We start from the raw sequence: 17,817 nt of genomic DNA, 5'->3' as shown, positions 1-17,817 counted from the left end.
ATGTCCCGAGGCCGGAGGCACCTCGCGGACGGCCGGACGAGGACAGAGGCACCCTGTGATCAGATGCGAACACTGCGGATCGGCGCTCCCCGACGGAGCGATCTTCTGCGGTGAGTGCGGACGAGCCGTCACGACCTCGGCAGCTCGCCGCACTGCACCCGTCGAAGCCGCCGACCGCGCCACCCCGCCACCGCTGCAGCAACCCGACGCGCACGGCCGCCCGCCCGAGACGAGCGACGACACCTGGCTCCCGGAGTCGACGCTCGACCCCGCGACCCGCGCCTGGCTGACCGGCGCCGATCGTGCGCGACCCGCCCCGGCAGCGACCGGCTCGGCTGGTGCCGGTGCCGGTGCCGGTGCTGGTGCTGGTGCTGGTGCCGGTGACGCCCCCGACGCGGGGTCGTCGTCCGGCTCGGTCACTCCGCGCCCGGACCTGACGCCGCGCGGTGCCCCCAGCCACGTGCACGGCGCCGGCACCGGTCTCGGCGACTGGACCGGACGCCCCGCCGGTGCAGAGACGCCCACGGAGCCGACACTCGATCCCGACGCCTTCCCCTCCGAGGCCGTCGCCCCGCAGGACGACCCGGAGGTCCAGCGCACCGCCGCCTGGGCCCCCCTCGAACCGGACGCCGCCGACTCGGCCGGTCCCTCCGCTGACGTCCCGGTCTGGGAACCGCAGACGACCCCGGCCGCTCCGCCGGCCGGACCGTCCTGGTGGATCGGTCGTGCCCCCTCGGCTGCGGTCACGGCCACGCCGACGTCCTCGGACGACGCCGACGGATCGGGTGCCGGCGAGTCCGACGACGCTCCCCGGCCCGGTGACACCGCGGCGTTCCAGCCGGTCCTCGAGCGGCGCGCGCCCCGCCCCGCTCCGCTCGTGGCACCGGGGAGCCAGAGTGCGACCTGCCACGTGTGCGGGCACGCTCTCGAGCCCGACGACATCTTCTGCGAGGAGTGCGGATCCGTCCGACCCGCCGTCACCGCGGCGTTCACCGGTCCCGTGATGCCCCTGCCGCTCACCCGGCCGGACTGGGCCGCTGACGAGGACGCACTCCGCAGCGCCGTCTCCGACGCGCACGAGCTGACCGAGGACCGCGACGGTGCGGGTGACCCCGGCACCCACGAGCCCGTCGTCGACGAGGCCGTCGCCGATGAGCCCGTCGTCGACGAGGCCGTCACCGATGAGCCCGTCGCCGACGAGCCCGTGGTCGGCGGGCCAGTTGCCGACGAGCCCGTTCCCGACGAGTCCGTCGCGGACGGACCTGCTGCGGATCAGCACGACCCGGTCGAGACCGCGGCTGGCCAGCCCGTCGTCGACGACGCTGGTGTTCTCGACGACGCGCCGGACCCCGGTCCGGCGCACAGCGACAGCGACAGCGGCGACGTCACGGTCGACCAAGAGGCCCCCGTCGCCTCCGCGGCGCCACTCCCGCCCGTCGCACCCCGGCAGCCGCCGGTTGCTGCACCCCTGCCCCCTGTCGGACTCCTGGACGAGGCTGCGGACGGCGGAACGCCCGTCGACGGAGCGCCGGACGGCGGAAGGCCGGACGGCCCGGCGTTCGACGCGGACGAGGACGAGGACGTCGAAGAGACGCGCATCGTGTCCCGTACCGCCGAACACGCCCCGTTCCTGCTGCACTTCAGCACCGGTGAGCGGCTCGGCGTCCACGGGTCGGCGCTCCTCGGGCGGCTGCCGCGCCCGGAGGCCGGTGAACGGTTCGACGACCTGCTGACCATCCGCGACCCCGGCAAGTCCGTGTCGAAGACCCACCTGGAACTCGGGCGCGACGGCGACGACCTCTGGGTGTCCGACCGCTACTCGGGCAACGGCACGGTGGTCCGGCACATCGACGGGTCGATCCGCCGCTGCGAGCCGGGGCGCCGGTACCGGGTCGAGCGCGGTGCTCGCGTGGACGTGGGGGAGCAGTTCTTCCTGCTGCAGTGACGTCCGCGGCCGCCTGTCCACAGTGACGCGTTCGCCCCCCGGTTCTCCACAGTCCTGGTCGGGGACCCGCGGCGGGTGCGTGTCAGCGCTGTGATGGGGGACATGGAACCTCGTGCAGCACGTCGCGTCGCCGTGACGGTGGCGGTCCTCATCCTCGCCGGGACGCTGGTCGTGCCGAACGGCAGCGTGCCGGCCCTGTGCTGCGCGGCGACGGTGTGCACGCTCGTCGGGCTCTCGGTGCGGTCCCGAGGACACGACGGTGAGCCTCCGGTGGTCGTCGTCCCGCCCGGTGCCGATGGTGATGCCGGTGCCGATGCGGGTGCCGGTGACGAGCGCGGCGAGTCCGTCGATGCCCGCGAAGAGGCCGTCGCGAGTCCCGGCCCAGCGCGGGACGCGGACCTGGACGACGGTCGAGTGCCGGACGACGCAACGGACGGTTTCGTCGTCGTCGGTCGCACGAGCAGCGGTGCGCTCGTCCGGCTCGACCCCACCGACGGGATCGTCGTGTGCGGCACCGGCGCGCTCGCTCGGGCCGTCTTCACCGGCCTGGTGGACCAGCTCGACCAGCTCCGCCGTCGGCACGCCGACCGGGACCTCGTCGACCCGTTCGCCGGATCGGCGTCGCTGCGCGTCAGCGCTGACGTCGCTGTCCTCGGCCGGCGCGTCGTCCGCAGCGGCATGCCCGAGGGGACCGCAGCGGCTGCGCTCCTGGACCCGGACGGCCGCCGTCGGGCATCGGTCGTCCTGGTCCCGAGCACGGCGACGTCACCACGTCGGTGGACCGCCGTCGTCGACGTCACGCGGTACGGGTGCCGTCTCCGGCATCGGCTGTCCGACGGTTCGGCGGAAGCCGTCGGTGTCGCGGTGTCCCCGACGCTGCCGCTGCTCGTCATCCCGAACCGTCACGACGTCCCCCGCGCCCCGGACCCGGGGGAGGACTCAGCGCGGATCCCGGTTCAGTGCAGGCCCGAGCCGACGCGGACCGCGCCGACGGGTACGCCGCCGCCGAGCACCCGTTCGCCGGTCGTGGCGAGGACCTCGTCCGCGGCCGCGGCGTCGACGAGTCCGTTGCGCACGAGGAGCGTCAGTGCCGCCAGCGTGCCGGCGCGGAGCGAACCGTCGAGCACCTTGACCGCGACGGCAGGCCCCTGGGGCACGCCCATCACCATCACGCCCTCGGCACCGAGCTTGGCCAGGACGCCGAGCCGCTCGATCGTCACGGTGTTCGCCCGGCCCACGCCGTCGATCGCCCACGCGTTCGCCAGCACCGCGTCGGTCAGCGCTGCCGTGTCGTCGTCCGCGCGGGCCACCACGCCCGCGATGCCGCGCGCCAGGCCGGTGAGCGTGAGCGGGAACACCGGCGCGCCGCACCCGTCGGTGCCGACGACGTCGACGACCTCTCCGGTCACGTCCTCGACGGTGCTGCGCACCGCACGCTGGAGGGGGTGGTCGATGTCGAGGTACGTCGCCGCGTCCCATCCGTGCACGCGGCAGGCAGCGAGCATCCCGGCGTGCTTGCCGGAGCAGTTCATCGCCAGACGTCGCGGACCGTCCATGCCGCGCGCGCTCTCCCGGTCGAAGGGCAGGTCCGGTGGGCACCCGAGGTCGTCCTCGCGGTGGTCGAAGCGTTCGAGCATGCGCAGCGCCAGTGACTGGTGGGACGGGGTCCCGGCGTGACTCGCGGTCGTCATCACGAGCTCGTCCCCCGCGAAGAGCGCTCCGGCACGGCGGATCGCCAGCGCCTGGAACGGCTTCATCGTCGAGCGGGGGTAGATGCTCGCCACGGCGTCACCGACCGCGTCGATGACCGTGCCGTCGGCAGCCACGACCACTCCGGCCCCGATGTGCCGACTCTCGTCGAAGCCGGAACGGTCGAGGACCGCCAGCTCGACGGACCCGTCGACGGTGAGAGGATGACGGTCGGTGCTGGGAGCCGCGCGCATCCCGCGAGCCTACCGACCAACGGACCGCGCACCGCGACGAAGGGACCGCCGATGACCGACCACTCCTACGAGGTGTCCGTGCGCTGGACCGGCGACCGGGGGACCGGCACGAGCGGGTACCGCGACTACGGCCGAGACCACGTGGTCACCGCTGCGGGCAAGCCCGACGTCCTCGGCAGCGCCGACCCGACCTTCCGTGGTGACCGAGACCGGTGGAACCCGGAGGAGATGCTCCTGGCGGCACTGAGCCAGTGCCACATGCTCAGCTACCTGTACGTCGCCTCGACCCTCGGCATCACGGTGGTCGACTACCGGGACCGAGCCACGGCGAGCCTCGACGTGCACCGCGACGGCTCCGGCGAGCTGACGGGGACGGTCCTCCGCCCCGTCGTCACCATCCGCGAGGACGACCGCGTCGAGGATGCCCGCGCGGCGCACGCCGAGGCGAACCGCCTCTGCTTCATCGCCCGCTCCGTCGCGTTCCCGGTCCATCACGAGGCCGAGATCCTGGTACTCGGAGCCGACGCATCAGTGGGTGCGGCAGGATGAGACGCGTGAAGCGTCTCCGTCTGCTCCCCCTCGCCCTCGTGCCCGCCGTGATCCTCGGCCTCGCGGCCTGCTCCGGCTCCGGCTCGTCGGACCCCTCGGCATCAGCCACCTCCGCCCCGAGTTCGACCCCGACGCCGATCACCTCGTGCCCGAAGCCCGGCAAGGCCTCGGGTTCCGTGGAGGCCACCGGAGCGGTCGGTGGCTCGGCGGCACCGAAGGTCACGTTCGACAAGGGCCTGACGGCAGACCCGCCGCAGGCCACCCGGGTCGTGAAGGGCACAGGCGCTTCCCTCGCCGAGGGCGACTTCGTGCAGGTCGCTTACAGCGCCTACAACGCGAAGGACGCGAAGAACCTCGTCACGGTCGGGTTCGACCAGGGCAACCCGCAGGTCCTCTCCGTCGGTGGCACCGGCTTCGGCGCCATCCTGTCGTGCGCGAAGGTCGGTGACCGCGTCGCCGTGGTCGGTCAGGCGGCGGCACTCGGCTTCAACACGAGCGGCTCCATCGTCGTCGTGGCGGACGTGGTCGAGCAGACCCCGACCAAGGCGACCGGCACACCGAAGGACCAGGACCCGAAGCTGCCGACCGTCAAGGACGGCGCGAAGGGCGAGCCGACGATCACGATCCCCGACACGGCCGCGCCGACGAAGACCACCGCCGAGGTCATCAAGCAGGGTGACGGCGACACGATCAAGGACGGCGACACCGCGCTCGTCCAGTACAAGGGCGTCGCCTACAAGGGCGGCAAGGAGTTCGACTCCTCGTGGTCGAAGGGCTCCCCGACCACGTTCACCATCTCGAACAGCGGCCTGATCCCCGGCTTCGTCAAGGGTCTGGTCGGCCAGAAGATCGGCTCCCAGGTCATGATCGTCGTCACCCCGGAAGACGGCTACGGCGCGAACCCGCCCGAGGGCTCGGGCATCCCGGCCAACGCCACCCTGGTGTTCGTGGTCGACCTGCTCGCCAAGGGCTGAGCCCGATGCCCGCCCGCCGCCGCGTCGTCCTCCTCGGCAGCACCGGATCGATCGGGACCCAGGCGCTGGACGTCATCGAACGGAACCCCGAACGCTTCGAGGTCGTCGGCCTGACGGCGGGCAGCAACGCCGGCGCCCTCGCGGAGCAGGCCGACCGGTTCGGGGTCCGCGAGACCGCCCTCGGGGCCGCCGACGCCGAACGGTTGGTCCGGAGCGTCGAGGCGGACGTCGTCCTCAACGGCATCACCGGTTCGGTGGGGCTCGGCCCGACCCTCGCGGTCCTCGAGACGGGCGCGACGCTGGCGCTGGCCAACAAGGAGAGTCTGATCGTCGGCGGTCCACTCGTGCAGGCAGCGGCCGCTCCGGGGCAGATCGTCCCAGTGGACAGCGAGCACTCGGCGATCGCGCAGGCGCTCCGGTCGGGCAGCGATGCCGAGGTGCGACGCCTGGTCCTGACCGCCAGCGGTGGCCCCTTCCGCGGGCGGACCCGCGCCGAGCTCGCCGACGTCACGCCGACGCAGGCGCTGGCACACCCGACGTGGGACATGGGCCTCGTGGTCACGACGAACTCCGCGACGCTCGTCAACAAGGGACTCGAGGTCATCGAGGCGCACCTGCTGTTCGGCGTGCCCTACGACCGCATCGACGTCACCGTGCACGCGCAGTCGATCGTGCACTCGATGGTCGAGTTCGTCGACGGTTCGACGATCGCGCAGGCGTCGCCGCCGGACATGCGCCTGCCGATCGCGCTCGGGATGGCGTGGCCGGACCGCGTGCCGCACGTCGGCGTCCCCCTCGACTGGACGACCGCGAGCACCTGGACCTTCGAACCGCTGGACACCCGGGCGTTCGGCGCCGTCGACCTCGCCAAGCGCGTCGGTGTCCTCGGCGGGACGTTCCCGGCGGTCTTCAACGCCGCGAACGAGCAGGCGGTCGCCGCGTTCCATGCGGGCGCGATCGGGTTCCTCGACATCGTCGACACGGTGGTGCGGGTCGTCGACGAGCACACCGCGGGGGAGCCGTCGCTCGACGGTGTGCTCGCCGCGGAGCGGTGGGCGCGGCAGACCGCGGACCGCATCCTGTCGCGCACGGCGTGATCCGTGCCTCCCGGGCGGCACCGCTCTGGAGGCTCACATCGCCACCCAGCCCGCGTACGGCTCCGTCATGGCCAGCGTCCCGTACTCTTTGCCGGTGACCGTCGGAACCGTCCTGCTCTTCGTCCTCGGCGTCGTCGTCTTCGTCATCGGTCTGCTGGTGTCGATCGGCCTCCACGAACTCGGCCACCTGGCCTTCGCGAAGCTCTTCAACGTGAAGGTGACCCAGTACTCACTCGGGTTCGGCAAGACGATCTGGTCCTTCCGGCGCGGCGAGACCGAGTACGGGCTGCGGCCGATCCTGCTCGGCGGCTACATCTCGATGGTCGGGATGCTCAAGCCCCGTGCCTCCGGACGCGAGATCACGAACACCGGCATGTACTCGGCCTTCGTGCAGGACGCCCGGGCGGCCAGCGCCGAGCAGATCGCCGAGTCCGGCGGTGACGACTCCCGCGCGTTCTACCGGTTGACGCCGTGGAAGCGGATCATCGTGATGGTCGCCGGACCGGCGATGAACCTGGTGATCGGCATCGTGCTGTTCGGGGTCCTGCTCGTCGGCTTCGGTGCCCCCACCACGACGTTCACGTCGAGTGTCGACTGCGTCCTGCCGACCAGTGCGCGCACGACGTGCACGGACGGTGACGCCGTGTCGCCCGCGAAGCAGGCCGGCCTCCGCTCCGGCGACGTCGTCCTGTCCGTCGGTGGCGTGCGGAACCCCACGATCACCCAGGTCTCGGACACCTTCCAGCGGTCCGCCGGCAAGGCCGTCCCGGTCGTCGTCGAACGCGACGGCACCGAACGCACGCTGCGGGTCACGCCGGTCCTGGCCACCCGGGACGTCTACGACGCAGACGGGACGGTCGCGGAGAACAGCGACGGCACGACGAAGACCCAGCGTGTCGGCGTGGTGGGAGTGAGCATCGGGCAGACCCTGGTGCGCCAGTCCCCGGCGGCGGTCCTGCCCGCGACGGGCGCACAGATCGGCGCATCGGCACACCTCATCATCGACCTGCCGCAGCGTCTGGTCGCGGTGTGGAACGCGGCCTTCGGATCGCAGGCCCGGTCGCAGGACAGCCCGGTGTCGGTCGTCGGTGTCGGTCGGGCGATCGGGACGGTCTCGTCGATGAGCGGCGTCCCCGTGGTCGACAAGGTCTACACGATCCTCGGCCTGCTGGCGTCGTTGAACATCGGCCTGTTCGTGCTCAACATGGTGCCGCTCCTGCCGCTCGACGGCGGCCACATCGCGGGTGCGCTCTGGGAGGCCGTGAAACGGCGGACCTTCCGCCTGTTCGGCAAGGCCGACCCCGGTCCGATCGACCTGGCGAAGACGATGCCGCTGACGATGGTCGTCGTCGTGCTGCTGGCCGGCATGAGCGCGCTCCTCATCTACGCCGACATCGTCCGACCGGTCGACCTCTTCGGGTAGCGGCGACCTCCTCGCGCAGCGTGACCGCTCCGGGGAGCGGGGGAACGACGAGGCCGTCGGCGCCCACTACGCTCACCCCATGAGTGCAGAGCCGACGGCCCCGAAGCGGCCGATCGCCGACCCGACCCGCACCGTCGAGCGGCAGGGCATCGACGTGATCACCGAGTCGGAGCGGAAGGGCCGTCCGCGCGGGCTGTTCTGGCCGTGGTTCGCCGCCAACATCTCCGTGCTCGGCCTGGCCTACGGCTCGTTCGTCCTGGACTTCGGGATCTCGCTGGCGCAGGCGACCGTGGTCTCGGTGATCGGTGTCGTCTTCTCGTTCCTGCTGTGCGGCGTGGTCGCGATCGCCGGCAAGCGGGGCTCCGCCCCGACGATGGTCCTCAGTCGTGCCGCGTTCGGCGTGCACGGCAACCGGTTGCCGTCCTTCCTCAGCTGGGTCCTCACCGTCGGGTGGGAGACCGCGCTGGCCGCCCTCGCCGTGCTCGCGACCTCGACGGTGTTCCAGGCGCTCGGCTGGGACGACGGCGTGTTGACGAAGCTCGTCGCCCTGGTCGTCGTCGCGGCGCTCGTGGTCGGGGCCGGCATCGCGGGCTTCGACGTGATCATGCGGATGCAGACCTGGATCACCGTCGTCACCGGCGTGCTGACGATCGTCTACGTGGTGCTCGCGCTGCCCTCGATCGACTTCGGCACGCTGGCCGCCCTGCCGGCGGGGAGCGCGCAGAACGTCATCGGTGCCCTGGTCCTCGTCATGACGGGCTTCGGTCTCGGCTGGGTGAACGCGGCTGCGGACTACTCGCGCTACCTGCCGCGATCGTCCTCCACCGGCGGGGTCGTCGGGTGGACGACCTTCGGCGGTGCCCTGGCGCCCGCAGTCCTCGTCGTCATCGGGGTGATGCTCGCCGGGTCCTCGGAGGAACTGCACGCAGCGATCTCGGCGGACCCGATCGGTGCCCTGGTGACGGTGATGCCGACCTGGTTCCTCGTGCCGTTCGCGGTGGTCGCGATCCTCGGGCTCGTGGGCGGAGCAGTCCTCGACATCTACTCCTCGGGGCTCGCGCTCCTCAGCGCGGGGGTCAGGATCCCGCGACCGGTGGCCGCCGGTGTCGACGGCGTGCTCATGGTCGCCGGGGCGGTCTTCGTGGTGTTCTTCGCGACGGACTTCATCGGTCCGTTCCAGGCGTTCCTCATCACCCTCGGCGTCCCGATCGCCGCATGGTGCGGGGTGTTCGTCGCGGACGTCCTGCTCCGTCGACGCGCCTACGCCGAGGGCGAGCTCGACACCCCGCGGGGTCGCTACGGCAGCGTCCGGTGGTCCGCCATCGCGCTGGTGGTCATCGGTTCGGTGCTCGGGTGGGGGCTCGTGACCAACTCGACGCCGGGGGCGGAACTCGTGCACTGGCAGGGCTTCCTGCTGGGACCGTTCGGTCTCGGCGGGGTGACCGGGCCCTGGGCGTACGCCAACCTCGGGGTCCTCGTGGCGCTCGTCGTCGGGTTCCTCGGCACGCTGCTGTCCGGCGGCCGCGCCGTCCGTCGGCAGGAGGCGCTGCCGGTCACCGAGCCGGTGTCGCGCGTGCCGGATGCCGAGCTCCGCCCGTGACGGCAGCGGACGTGGCGGTGGACACGGCGAACGCCTGGCTCGTCGTCATCGACATGCAGCGGGTGTTCACCGGCGACAGCCCGTGGGCGGCACCGCGGTTCGCCGAGGCCTCGGCCGCGATCGAGCGGCTCCTGCCGCGCTTCGCGGGTCGCACCGTCGTCACCCGGTTCGTCGCGCCCGCGGAGCCGACGGGTGCCTGGGTGCCGTACTACCGCGACTGGCCGTTCGCGCTCGTCCCGGACGACGACGAGCTGTACGCACTCACCGAGCCGTTCGCCGCACTCGCGGCGACGGGGACGCCGAGCGGGGTCACGACGTCGTCCGTCCCCGTCGTCACCGAGCCGACCTTCGGGAAGTGGGGGACGAGCCTCCAGGCCGTCACCGAGACCGACACCGTCACCGACACCGAGACCGACACCGACACCGGAGCCGGGCCGGAGCGACGCCACCTGGTGCTCACCGGGGTCTCCACGGACTGCTGCGTCCTCTCGACCGCCCTGGCGGCCGCGGATGCGGGCGTCCGGGTCACCGTGGTGGCCGACGCGTGTGCCGGCGCGAGCGACGTCGACCACGCCCGGGCACTCGACGCGATGCGGCTGTACGCCCCGCTCGTCACCGTCGTCGACACGCTCTGACGCGGACCCGGGCAGCACACACGGCCGCTGCCGCCGACCCAGCCTGAGTCCCGGCGGACCGTGCTGTCCGGACGAGCGCGTAGAGTTCGGGACGTGCCCGCAGTGAACCTCGGAATGCCGAAGGCCCCCGACACCCTGGCCCCTCGTCGCAAGTCCCGGCAGATCCGGGTCGGCAAGGTCCTGGTCGGTGGCGACGCCCCCGTGTCGGTGCAGTCAATGACCACGACGCCGACCACGAACATCAACGCGACCCTGCAGCAGATCGCCGAGCTCACCGCGTCGGGCTGCGACATCGTCCGTGTCGCCGTGCCGAGCCAGGACGACGCCGACGCGCTGCCGATCATCGCCAAGAAGTCCCAGATCCCGGTGATCGCGGACATCCACTTCCAGCCGAAGTACGTCTTCCAGGCCATCGACGCCGGCTGCGCCGCGGTGCGCGTGAACCCGGGCAACATCCGGAAGTTCGACGACCAGGTCGGTGCCATCGCCGCCGCCGCGAAGGCTGCGGGCGTGTCCCTGCGCATCGGCGTGAACGCCGGTTCGCTGGAGCCCAGCCTGATGCAGAAGTACGGCAAGGCCACGCCCGAGGCGCTCGTCGAGTCGGCCGTGTGGGAAGCCTCCTTGTTCGAGGAGCACGACTTCCACGACTTCAAGATCTCGGTCAAGCACAACGACCCCGTCATCATGGTCAAGGCGTACCGCCAACTCGCCGAGCGCGGCGACTGGCCGCTGCACCTCGGCGTGACCGAGGCGGGCCCGGAGTTCCAGGGCACGATCAAGAGCGCGACCGCGTTCGGCATCCTGCTCGGCGAGGGCATCGGCGACACCATCCGTGTGTCCCTCTCGGCTCCGCCCGCACAGGAGGTGAAGGTCGGCCTGCAGATCCTGCAGTCGCTGAACCTCCGCGAGCGCAAGCTCGAGATCGTCTCCTGCCCGAGCTGTGGCCGCGCGCAGGTCGACGTCTACCAGCTGGCGAACGACGTCACCTCGGGTCTCGAGGGCATGACCGTGCCGCTGCGTGTCGCCGTCATGGGCTGCGTCGTGAACGGTCCGGGCGAGGCTCGTGAGGCCGACCTCGGCGTCGCCTCGGGCAACGGCAAGGGCCAGATCTTCGTGAAGGGCCAGGTCATCAAGACGGTGCCCGAGGCCGAGATCGTCCAGACCCTCATCGAGGAGGCGAACCGTCTCGCCGACGAGATGGGTCCCGCCGCCGGCACCGGCAAGCCGCTGGTCGTCACTCCCTAGCAGCCGCGCGGTCGCTGTTCGCAGCCGACTGCTGGACGGGAGGCCCGTGGCGACACCGCCACGGGCCTCCCGTCCGTTCCGCCACAGGTCCGGCGCCGCGGCCCCGCCGTCCACAGGCGGGTCGCGTCGTGACCGCGCGCCGCTAGGCTGACGGCGTGGTCACACGGCTCTCTCACCTCTTCCTCCGCACGCTCCGCGACGACCCCTCCGACGCGGAGGTGACGAGTCACAAGCTGCTCGTCCGCGCCGGCTACGTCCGCCGCCAGTCGCCGGGCATCTTCGCCTGGCTGCCGCTCGGACTCCGCGTCCGCGCGAAGATCGAGGGCATCATCCGCGACGAGATGGTCGCGGCCGGTGCGCAGGAGGTCCTGCTGCCCGCGCTCCTGCCGCGCGAGCCCTACGAGGCCACGAACCGCTGGACCGAGTACGGCGACGGCATGTTCCGCCTGCAGGACCGCAAGGGCTCCGACTACCTACTCGCGCCCACCCACGAAGAGATGTTCGCGCTCCTCGTGAAGGACCTGTACTCGTCCTACAAGGACCTCCCCGTCACGCTCTTCCAGATCCAGGACAAGTACCGCGACGAAGCCCGTCCGCGCGCCGGGCTGCTGCGCGGCCGTGAGTTCACGATGAAGGACGCCTACTCGTTCGACGTCTCCGACGCTGGTCTCGAGCGCAGCTACCAGGTGATGCGCGACGCCTACGAGCGGATCTTCGCGCGCCTGGGCCTCGAGTACGTCATCGTCAAGGCCGACGCCGGCGCCATGGGCGGCTCGAAGTCCGAGGAGTTCCTGCACCCGATCGCGGTCGGCGAGGACACCTTCGTGCGGAGTGCCGGCGGCTACGCGGCCAACGTCGAGGCGTACGTCACCCCGGTGCCCGACGCGAAGCCGGTCGACGGCCTGCCGGAGCCCGTGCTGCTGCCGGCGTCGGACACGCCGACGATCGAGTCGCTCGTGGCGCACGCCAACGCGGTCGCCCCGCGCGACGGCGCCCCGTGGACCGCGGCGGACACGCTGAAGAACGTCGTCCTGGCACTGACGCACCTCGACGGCACGCGAGAGATCGTGGTGGTCGGCCTGCCCGGCGACCGTGACGTCGACCTCAAGCGCGCCGAGGTCGCCTTCGCCCCGGCCGAGGTCGAAGCCGCCGGCGACGACGACTTCCGCAAGCACCGTGGCCTGGTCAAGGGCTACATCGGCCCGCAGGTCCTCGGAGCGGACAGTGCGACCGGCCTGCGCTACTTCGTGGACCCGCGCGTGGTGGACGGCACCTCCTGGGTCACCGGAGCCAACGAGCGCGGCGTCCACGTCTCCGGCCTGGTGGCCGGGCGGGACTTCGTCGCCGACGGCGTCGCCGAGGTGTCCGACGTCCGTGCCGGTGACCCCGCGCCCGACGGCTCCGGTCCGCTCGAGACCGCTCGGGGCATGGAGATCGGTCACGTGTTCCAGCTCGGCCGGAAGTACGCCGAGGCGCTCGGGCTGAAGGTGCAGGACGAGAACGGCAAGCTGGCGACCGTGACGATGGGCTCGTACGGCATCGGCGTGACCCGCATCTTGGCGATCCTGGCCGAGGCGCACAACGACGAGAAGGGCCTGGCCTGGCCGAAGCACGTCGCCCCGTTCGACGTGCACGTGGTGGCCACCGGGCGGGACGCCACGGCGTACGACCTGGCGGAGTCGATCGTCGCGCAGCTCGAGGGCGAGCGCTTCGACGTGGTCTACGACGACCGGCCGAAGGTGTCGCCGGGCGTCAAGCTCCGGGACGCGGAACTGCTCGGCATGCCGGTCGTCGTCGTCGCGGGGCGCGGCGCTGCCGACGGCGTCGTCGAGCTCTGGAACCGGGCGACCGGTGAGCGTCGTGACCTGCCGGTCGCGGAACTGCTCGAGGCGGTCCGGGCGATCTGACACACCGGCGTCCGAAGCGAGGCCCGTGGCGGATCCGCCACGGGCCTCCGCCATTCCTGCGGTACGATCGACGACGGCTTCCGCGCGGTTCCATCCGCGGGAGTGACTCATCTGAATACGGAGGCACCTCGGTGAAGATCGACCTCGCAGTCCTGCGACTCATGGAGCGTGAGCGGGAGATCCCGTTCGACGAGCTCGTCCAGATCATCGAATCTGCCATCCTGACCGCTTACCAGAAGCACGGCGCTGAGAACGACGAACCCGTCGACGCCCAGGCCCGGGTCGAGCTGGACCGCAAGTCCGGCGAAGTGTCCGTGTTCGTGCCCGAACGCGACGAGGACGACAACGTCATCGGCGAGTCCGTCGATCAGCCGAGCGACTTCGGCCGGATCGCGGCGTTCGCCGCCAAGCAGGTCATCAACCAGCGTCTGCGCGACATCGGCGACGACAAGATCCTCGGCGAGTTCCGCGGCAAGGAAGGCGACATCGTCGCCGGCATCGTGCAGCAGGGACCGAACCCGAAGATGGTGATGGTCGACCTCGGCACCGTCGAGGCGATCCTGCCGCCCGAAGAGCAGGTACCGGGGGAGACCTACGCGCACGGCACCCGCCTGCGCGTCTACGTGACGAGCGTGGGTCGTGGCCACAAGGGGCCGCAGATCACCGTGTCGCGGACGCACCCGGGCCTGGTCCGGAAGCTGTTCGCCCTCGAGGTCCCGGAGATCGCCTCCGGTGTCGTCGAGATCACCTCGCTGGCGCGCGAAGCCGGGCACCGCACGAAGATGGCGGTCAAGGCGAACGAGCCCGGCGTGAACGCAAAGGGCGCCTGCATCGGCGAACTCGGCGCCCGCGTGCGTGCGGTGACGAACGAGCTCGGTGCCGAGAAGATCGACATCGTGGACTGGTCCTCGGACCTCTCCACCTTCGTCGCCAGCGCCCTGTCGCCCGCGAAGGTCACGAGCGCGTTCGTGCTCGACGCCTCGACGAAGGCCGTCCGCGCACTCGTGCCGGACTACCAGCTGTCGCTCGCGATCGGCAAGGAGGGGCAGAACGCCCGTCTCGCCGCGAAGCTGACCGGTGCCCGGATCGACATCCAGCCGGACTCGATCCTCGACGGTGACGACTGAGCAGCACCCCCATCGGCGCGGTCCGGTTCGCTCGTGGCGAGAGGCCTCGGGCGCGCCGGATCGCGGTCGTCGGAGTCAAGGAGTAGAGTGGACGCCGTCAGAACGTGCATCGGCAGTCGTCGTCGCGCAACCCGATCCTCCCTCCTCCGTGTCGTCGCTCGCAGCGATGGTTCCGTGGTAGCGGATCCGAAGGCAGTCATGCCGGGCCGGGGTGCATGGCTCACACCGACCGTCGAAGCGTACGAACTGGCCGTCAAGCGCAGGGCATTCCGCCGTGCGCTCCGGCTGGAGCGTGATCCCGACACGTCCGCGGTGCGCGAGTACCTCGCTGGGCTGGGGCCCGATGGCCCGAACAGCACAGCTCCCGAGCGCCAGGACATGACAGAACAGGCTGAACGGCTTATGGACAACTGATGAGCGGCTCGAAATGAGACCCGTCAACCATTGAGTCCTGCCCCTTGACGGGGTGGGACCCGTGAAGGAGAACAGTGGCGAAACCACGCGTACACGAGATCGCAAGCGAGCTCGGCGTCGACAGCAAGACCGCAATGGAGAAGCTCAAGGAACTCGGCGAATTCGTCAAGGGCCCGAGCTCGAGCATCGAACCCCCCGTCGCACGGAAGCTCCGTGCAGCGCTGCAGGCAGAGGGCGCGTCCGCGTCGTCCGCTCCGGCGACCCCCGCCGCCAAGGCTCCCGCGGCACCGCGTTCCGGTGCGCCGAAGCCCGGTGGCCCCAAGCCCGGCCCGAAGCGCCCCACCCCGGCGCCCGAGCCCGTCGTCGAGGAAGCACCCGCGGCCCAGCCGGTCGACGGTGCGCCGACTCCCGCCGCCCCGAAGTCCGTCGCGCAGCGGCAGGCCGAGGCCGAGGCAGCACGCAAGGCCGCGGCCGAGCAGAAGGCCGCTGAGCAGCAGGCAGCTGCGCAGCAGACCGACGGCGACCAGCAGGACTCCGGTCCCAGCGACGCCGTGAAGCCCGGCGGCACCAAGCCGTCCGGTTCCGGTTCCGCCCCGAAGCCCGGTGGGCCGAAGCCCGGAGCCCGTCCCGGCAACAACCCCTACGCGTCGAGCCAGGGCATGGGCGCACGTCCGCCGCGCCCCGGCAACAACCCGTTCGCCTCCAACCAGGGCATGGGCCAGCGCCCGGCCGCCGGTGCCGGCAACGGCATCCCGCGTCCTCAGCCGCCGCGTCCCGGTGCGCCCCGTCCGGGTGCTCCGCGCCCCGGTGGTCCCGGCCAGAACAACCGTCCGAACGGCTTCGGGCAGCGCCCGGGCCAGGGTGGCGGCGGCCGTGGTGGCCCCGGCGGCGGCTTCAACCGTCCCGGTGGTGCCGGTGCCGGCGCAGGTGGCGGCTTCGCCCGTCCCGCGTTCACCGGCCCGCGCCCCGCAGGTGGTGGCGGCCGTGGCCGTGGCCCCGGTGGGGGTACCGCTGGTGCGTTCGGTCGTGGTGGCGGCAAGAGCCGTGCCCGCAAGTCGAAGCGGACGAAGCGCGCCGAGTACGAGATGCGGCAGGCACCGTCGCTCGGCGGCGTGCAGGTCCCGCGTGGTGACGGCAACACGGTCGTGCGACTCCGTCGCGGTGCGAGCATCTCGGACTTCGCGGACAAGATCGACGCGAGCCCCGGCAACCTGGTGACGGTGCTGTTCCACCTCGGTGAGATGGCGACCGCGACCGAGTCCCTCGACGAGGCGACCTTCGAGGTCCTCGGCGAGGAGCTGGGCTACAAGATCCAGGTCGTCTCGCCCGAGGACGAGGACAAGGAGCTCCTCGAGGGCTTCGACATCGACATCGACGCCGAGTACGCCGACGAGGACGACTCCGTCCTGCAGCAGCGTCCCCCGGTCGTCACCGTCATGGGTCACGTCGACCACGGTAAGACCCGACTGCTCGACGCGATCCGGAACTCCAAGGTCGTCGAGGGTGAAGCCGGCGGCATCACGCAGCACATCGGCGCGTACCAGATTGTCACCGAGCACGAGGGCATCGAACGCCCGATCACCTTCATCGACACCCCGGGTCACGAGGCCTTCACGGCCATGCGTGCTCGTGGTGCACAGGTGACGGACATCGCGATCCTGGTGGTCGCGGCGGACGACGGCATCATGCCGCAGACGATCGAGGCGCTGAACCACGCCCAGTCGGCCGGTGTGCCGATCGTGGTCGCGGTGAACAAGATCGACAAGGACGGGGCGAACCCGGCCAAGGTCCGTCAGCAGCTCACCGAGTACAACCTTGTGGCCGAGGAGTACGGCGGCGACGTCATGTTCGTCGACGTGTCCGCCCGTCAGAACATCGGCATCCAGGACCTCCTGGACGCGGTGCTGCTGACCGCGGACGCCGGTCTCGACCTGCGTGCGAACCCCGACAAGGACGCCCGAGGCGTCGCGATCGAAGCACGGCTCGACAAGGGCCGTGGTGCAGTCGCCACCGTCCTCATCCAGTCCGGCACGCTGCACGTCGGTGACGCGATCGTCGCCGGCACGGCGTACGGCCGTGTCCGTGCGATGGCCGACGAGAACGGCAACCTGGTCGAGGCCGCGACGCCTGCCCGTCCGGTCCAGGTGCAGGGTCTGTCGTCGGTGCCCCGCGCCGGTGACACGTTCCTCGTCACCGAGGACGACCGCACTGCCCGTCAGATCGCCGAGAAGCGTGAAGCCGCGCAGCGCAACGCCCAGCTGGCCAAGGCCCGCAAGCGCATCTCGCTCGAGGACTTCACCCGCGCGCTCGAAGAGGGCAAGGTCGACTCGCTCAACCTCATCATCAAGGGTGACGTCTCCGGTGCCGTCGAGGCACTCGAGCAGTCGCTCCTCGACATCGAGGTGGACGACAGTGTCCAGCTGCGCATCCTGCACCGCGGTGTGGGTGCGATCACGGAGTCGGACATCGACCTCGCCACGATCGACAACGCGATCGTCGTCGGCTTCAACGTCCGTCCGGACGTCAAGGCCCGCGAGCGTGCTGCCCGTGAAGGCATCGACGTCCGCTTCTACTCGGTCATCTACAACGCACTCGAGGACATCGAGAACTCGCTCAAGGGCATGCTCAAGCCCGAGTACGAAGAGGTCCAGTCGGGTGTGGCGGAGATCCGCGAGGTGTTCCGTTCCTCCAAGTTCGGCAACATCGCGGGTGTCATCGTCCGCTCCGGCACGATCACGCGCAACGCCAAGGCGCGCGTCATCCGTGACGGTGTGGTCGTGGCCGACGGACTGGCGATCGAGTCGCTCCGTCGCTTCAAGGACGACGTCACCGAGGTCCGCACGGACTACGAGGCCGGTATCGGTCTGGGTAAGTTCAACGACATCCAGCCCGGCGATGAGATCGAGACCACTGAACTGGTCGAGAAGCCGCGCGACTGATCGCACTGAGTACCCTGGG

Annotated in this window: 13 protein-coding genes; 12 read left to right on the top strand and 1 reads right to left on the bottom strand. The window is 71.2% G+C overall.

Going from position 1 to position 17,817, the window contains the following annotated elements:
• The first annotated feature begins 55 nt into the window (after positions 1-55).
• Entirely contained in the window at positions 56-1,945 is a 1,890-nt protein-coding gene (locus DEJ33_RS03380; protein ID WP_111077251.1) for a zinc-ribbon domain-containing protein, read from the top strand.
• Between the two features lie 956 nt (positions 1,946-2,901).
• Here the strand turns inward: DEJ33_RS03380 and DEJ33_RS03375 are convergent.
• The gene (locus tag DEJ33_RS03375) at positions 2,902-3,888 is read right to left on the bottom strand and encodes an asparaginase (protein ID WP_111077250.1); all 987 of its coding nucleotides are present in this window, start codon (positions 3,886-3,888) and stop codon (positions 2,902-2,904) included.
• 51 nt (positions 3,889-3,939) lie between these two features.
• On the opposite strand from DEJ33_RS03375, the gene DEJ33_RS03370 reads away from it, so the two are divergent.
• The 11 genes from DEJ33_RS03370 to infB all read left to right on the top strand — a co-directional run bounded on the left by DEJ33_RS03370 (position 3,940) and on the right by infB (position 17,798).
• Positions 3,940-4,437, top strand: coding sequence for an OsmC family protein (locus tag DEJ33_RS03370; protein ID WP_111077249.1), 498 nt, complete (start codon positions 3,940-3,942; stop codon positions 4,435-4,437).
• A 5-nt stretch (positions 4,438-4,442) separates the two neighbouring features.
• The gene (locus DEJ33_RS03365) at positions 4,443-5,411 is read left to right on the top strand and encodes an FKBP-type peptidyl-prolyl cis-trans isomerase (protein ID WP_181432807.1); all 969 of its coding nucleotides are present in this window, start codon (positions 4,443-4,445) and stop codon (positions 5,409-5,411) included.
• A gap of 5 nt (positions 5,412-5,416) precedes the next feature.
• Entirely contained in the window at positions 5,417-6,508 is a 1,092-nt protein-coding gene (gene dxr, locus DEJ33_RS03360; protein ID WP_111077247.1) for a 1-deoxy-D-xylulose-5-phosphate reductoisomerase, read from the top strand.
• A 94-nt stretch (positions 6,509-6,602) separates the two neighbouring features.
• A complete protein-coding gene (locus DEJ33_RS03355; protein ID WP_258366075.1) occupies positions 6,603-7,931 on the top strand; it encodes an RIP metalloprotease in 1,329 nt (442 codons plus the stop codon).
• A gap of 79 nt (positions 7,932-8,010) precedes the next feature.
• Positions 8,011-9,531 carry a cytosine permease gene (locus tag DEJ33_RS03350; protein WP_111077245.1) on the top strand — a complete coding sequence of 507 codons (1,521 nt, stop codon included), beginning with the start codon at positions 8,011-8,013 and terminating at the stop codon, positions 9,529-9,531.
• 53 nt (positions 9,532-9,584) lie between these two features.
• Entirely contained in the window at positions 9,585-10,166 is a 582-nt protein-coding gene (locus DEJ33_RS03345) for a cysteine hydrolase family protein (RefSeq protein WP_111077364.1), read from the top strand.
• 114 nt (positions 10,167-10,280) lie between these two features.
• A complete protein-coding gene (gene ispG / locus DEJ33_RS03340; protein WP_111077244.1) occupies positions 10,281-11,411 on the top strand; it encodes a flavodoxin-dependent (E)-4-hydroxy-3-methylbut-2-enyl-diphosphate synthase in 1,131 nt (376 codons plus the stop codon).
• Positions 11,412-11,566: 155 nt separating this feature from the next.
• Complete coding sequence (locus DEJ33_RS03335) at positions 11,567-13,318, top strand: proline--tRNA ligase (RefSeq protein WP_111043774.1); 1,752 nt, start codon at positions 11,567-11,569, stop codon at positions 13,316-13,318.
• A gap of 131 nt (positions 13,319-13,449) precedes the next feature.
• On the top strand, positions 13,450-14,445 hold the full coding sequence (gene nusA / locus DEJ33_RS03330; protein WP_111043773.1) for a transcription termination factor NusA: 996 nt from the start codon (positions 13,450-13,452) through the stop codon (positions 14,443-14,445).
• 33 nt (positions 14,446-14,478) lie between these two features.
• Positions 14,479-14,859 carry a YlxR family protein gene (locus DEJ33_RS03325; RefSeq protein ID WP_309146911.1) on the top strand — a complete coding sequence of 127 codons (381 nt, stop codon included), beginning with the start codon at positions 14,479-14,481 and terminating at the stop codon, positions 14,857-14,859.
• A 74-nt stretch (positions 14,860-14,933) separates the two neighbouring features.
• On the top strand, positions 14,934-17,798 hold the full coding sequence (gene infB / locus DEJ33_RS03320; RefSeq protein ID WP_111077243.1) for a translation initiation factor IF-2: 2,865 nt from the start codon (positions 14,934-14,936) through the stop codon (positions 17,796-17,798).
• Positions 17,799-17,817: the final 19 nt, after the last annotated feature.

It is taken from the genome of Curtobacterium sp. MCPF17_047 (genome assembly GCF_003234045.1).
GTDB lineage: Bacteria > Actinomycetota > Actinomycetes > Actinomycetales > Microbacteriaceae > Curtobacterium.
The sequence above is the reverse complement of the archived record's forward strand: the minus strand, read 5'-3'. Positions and strand labels throughout refer to the sequence as shown.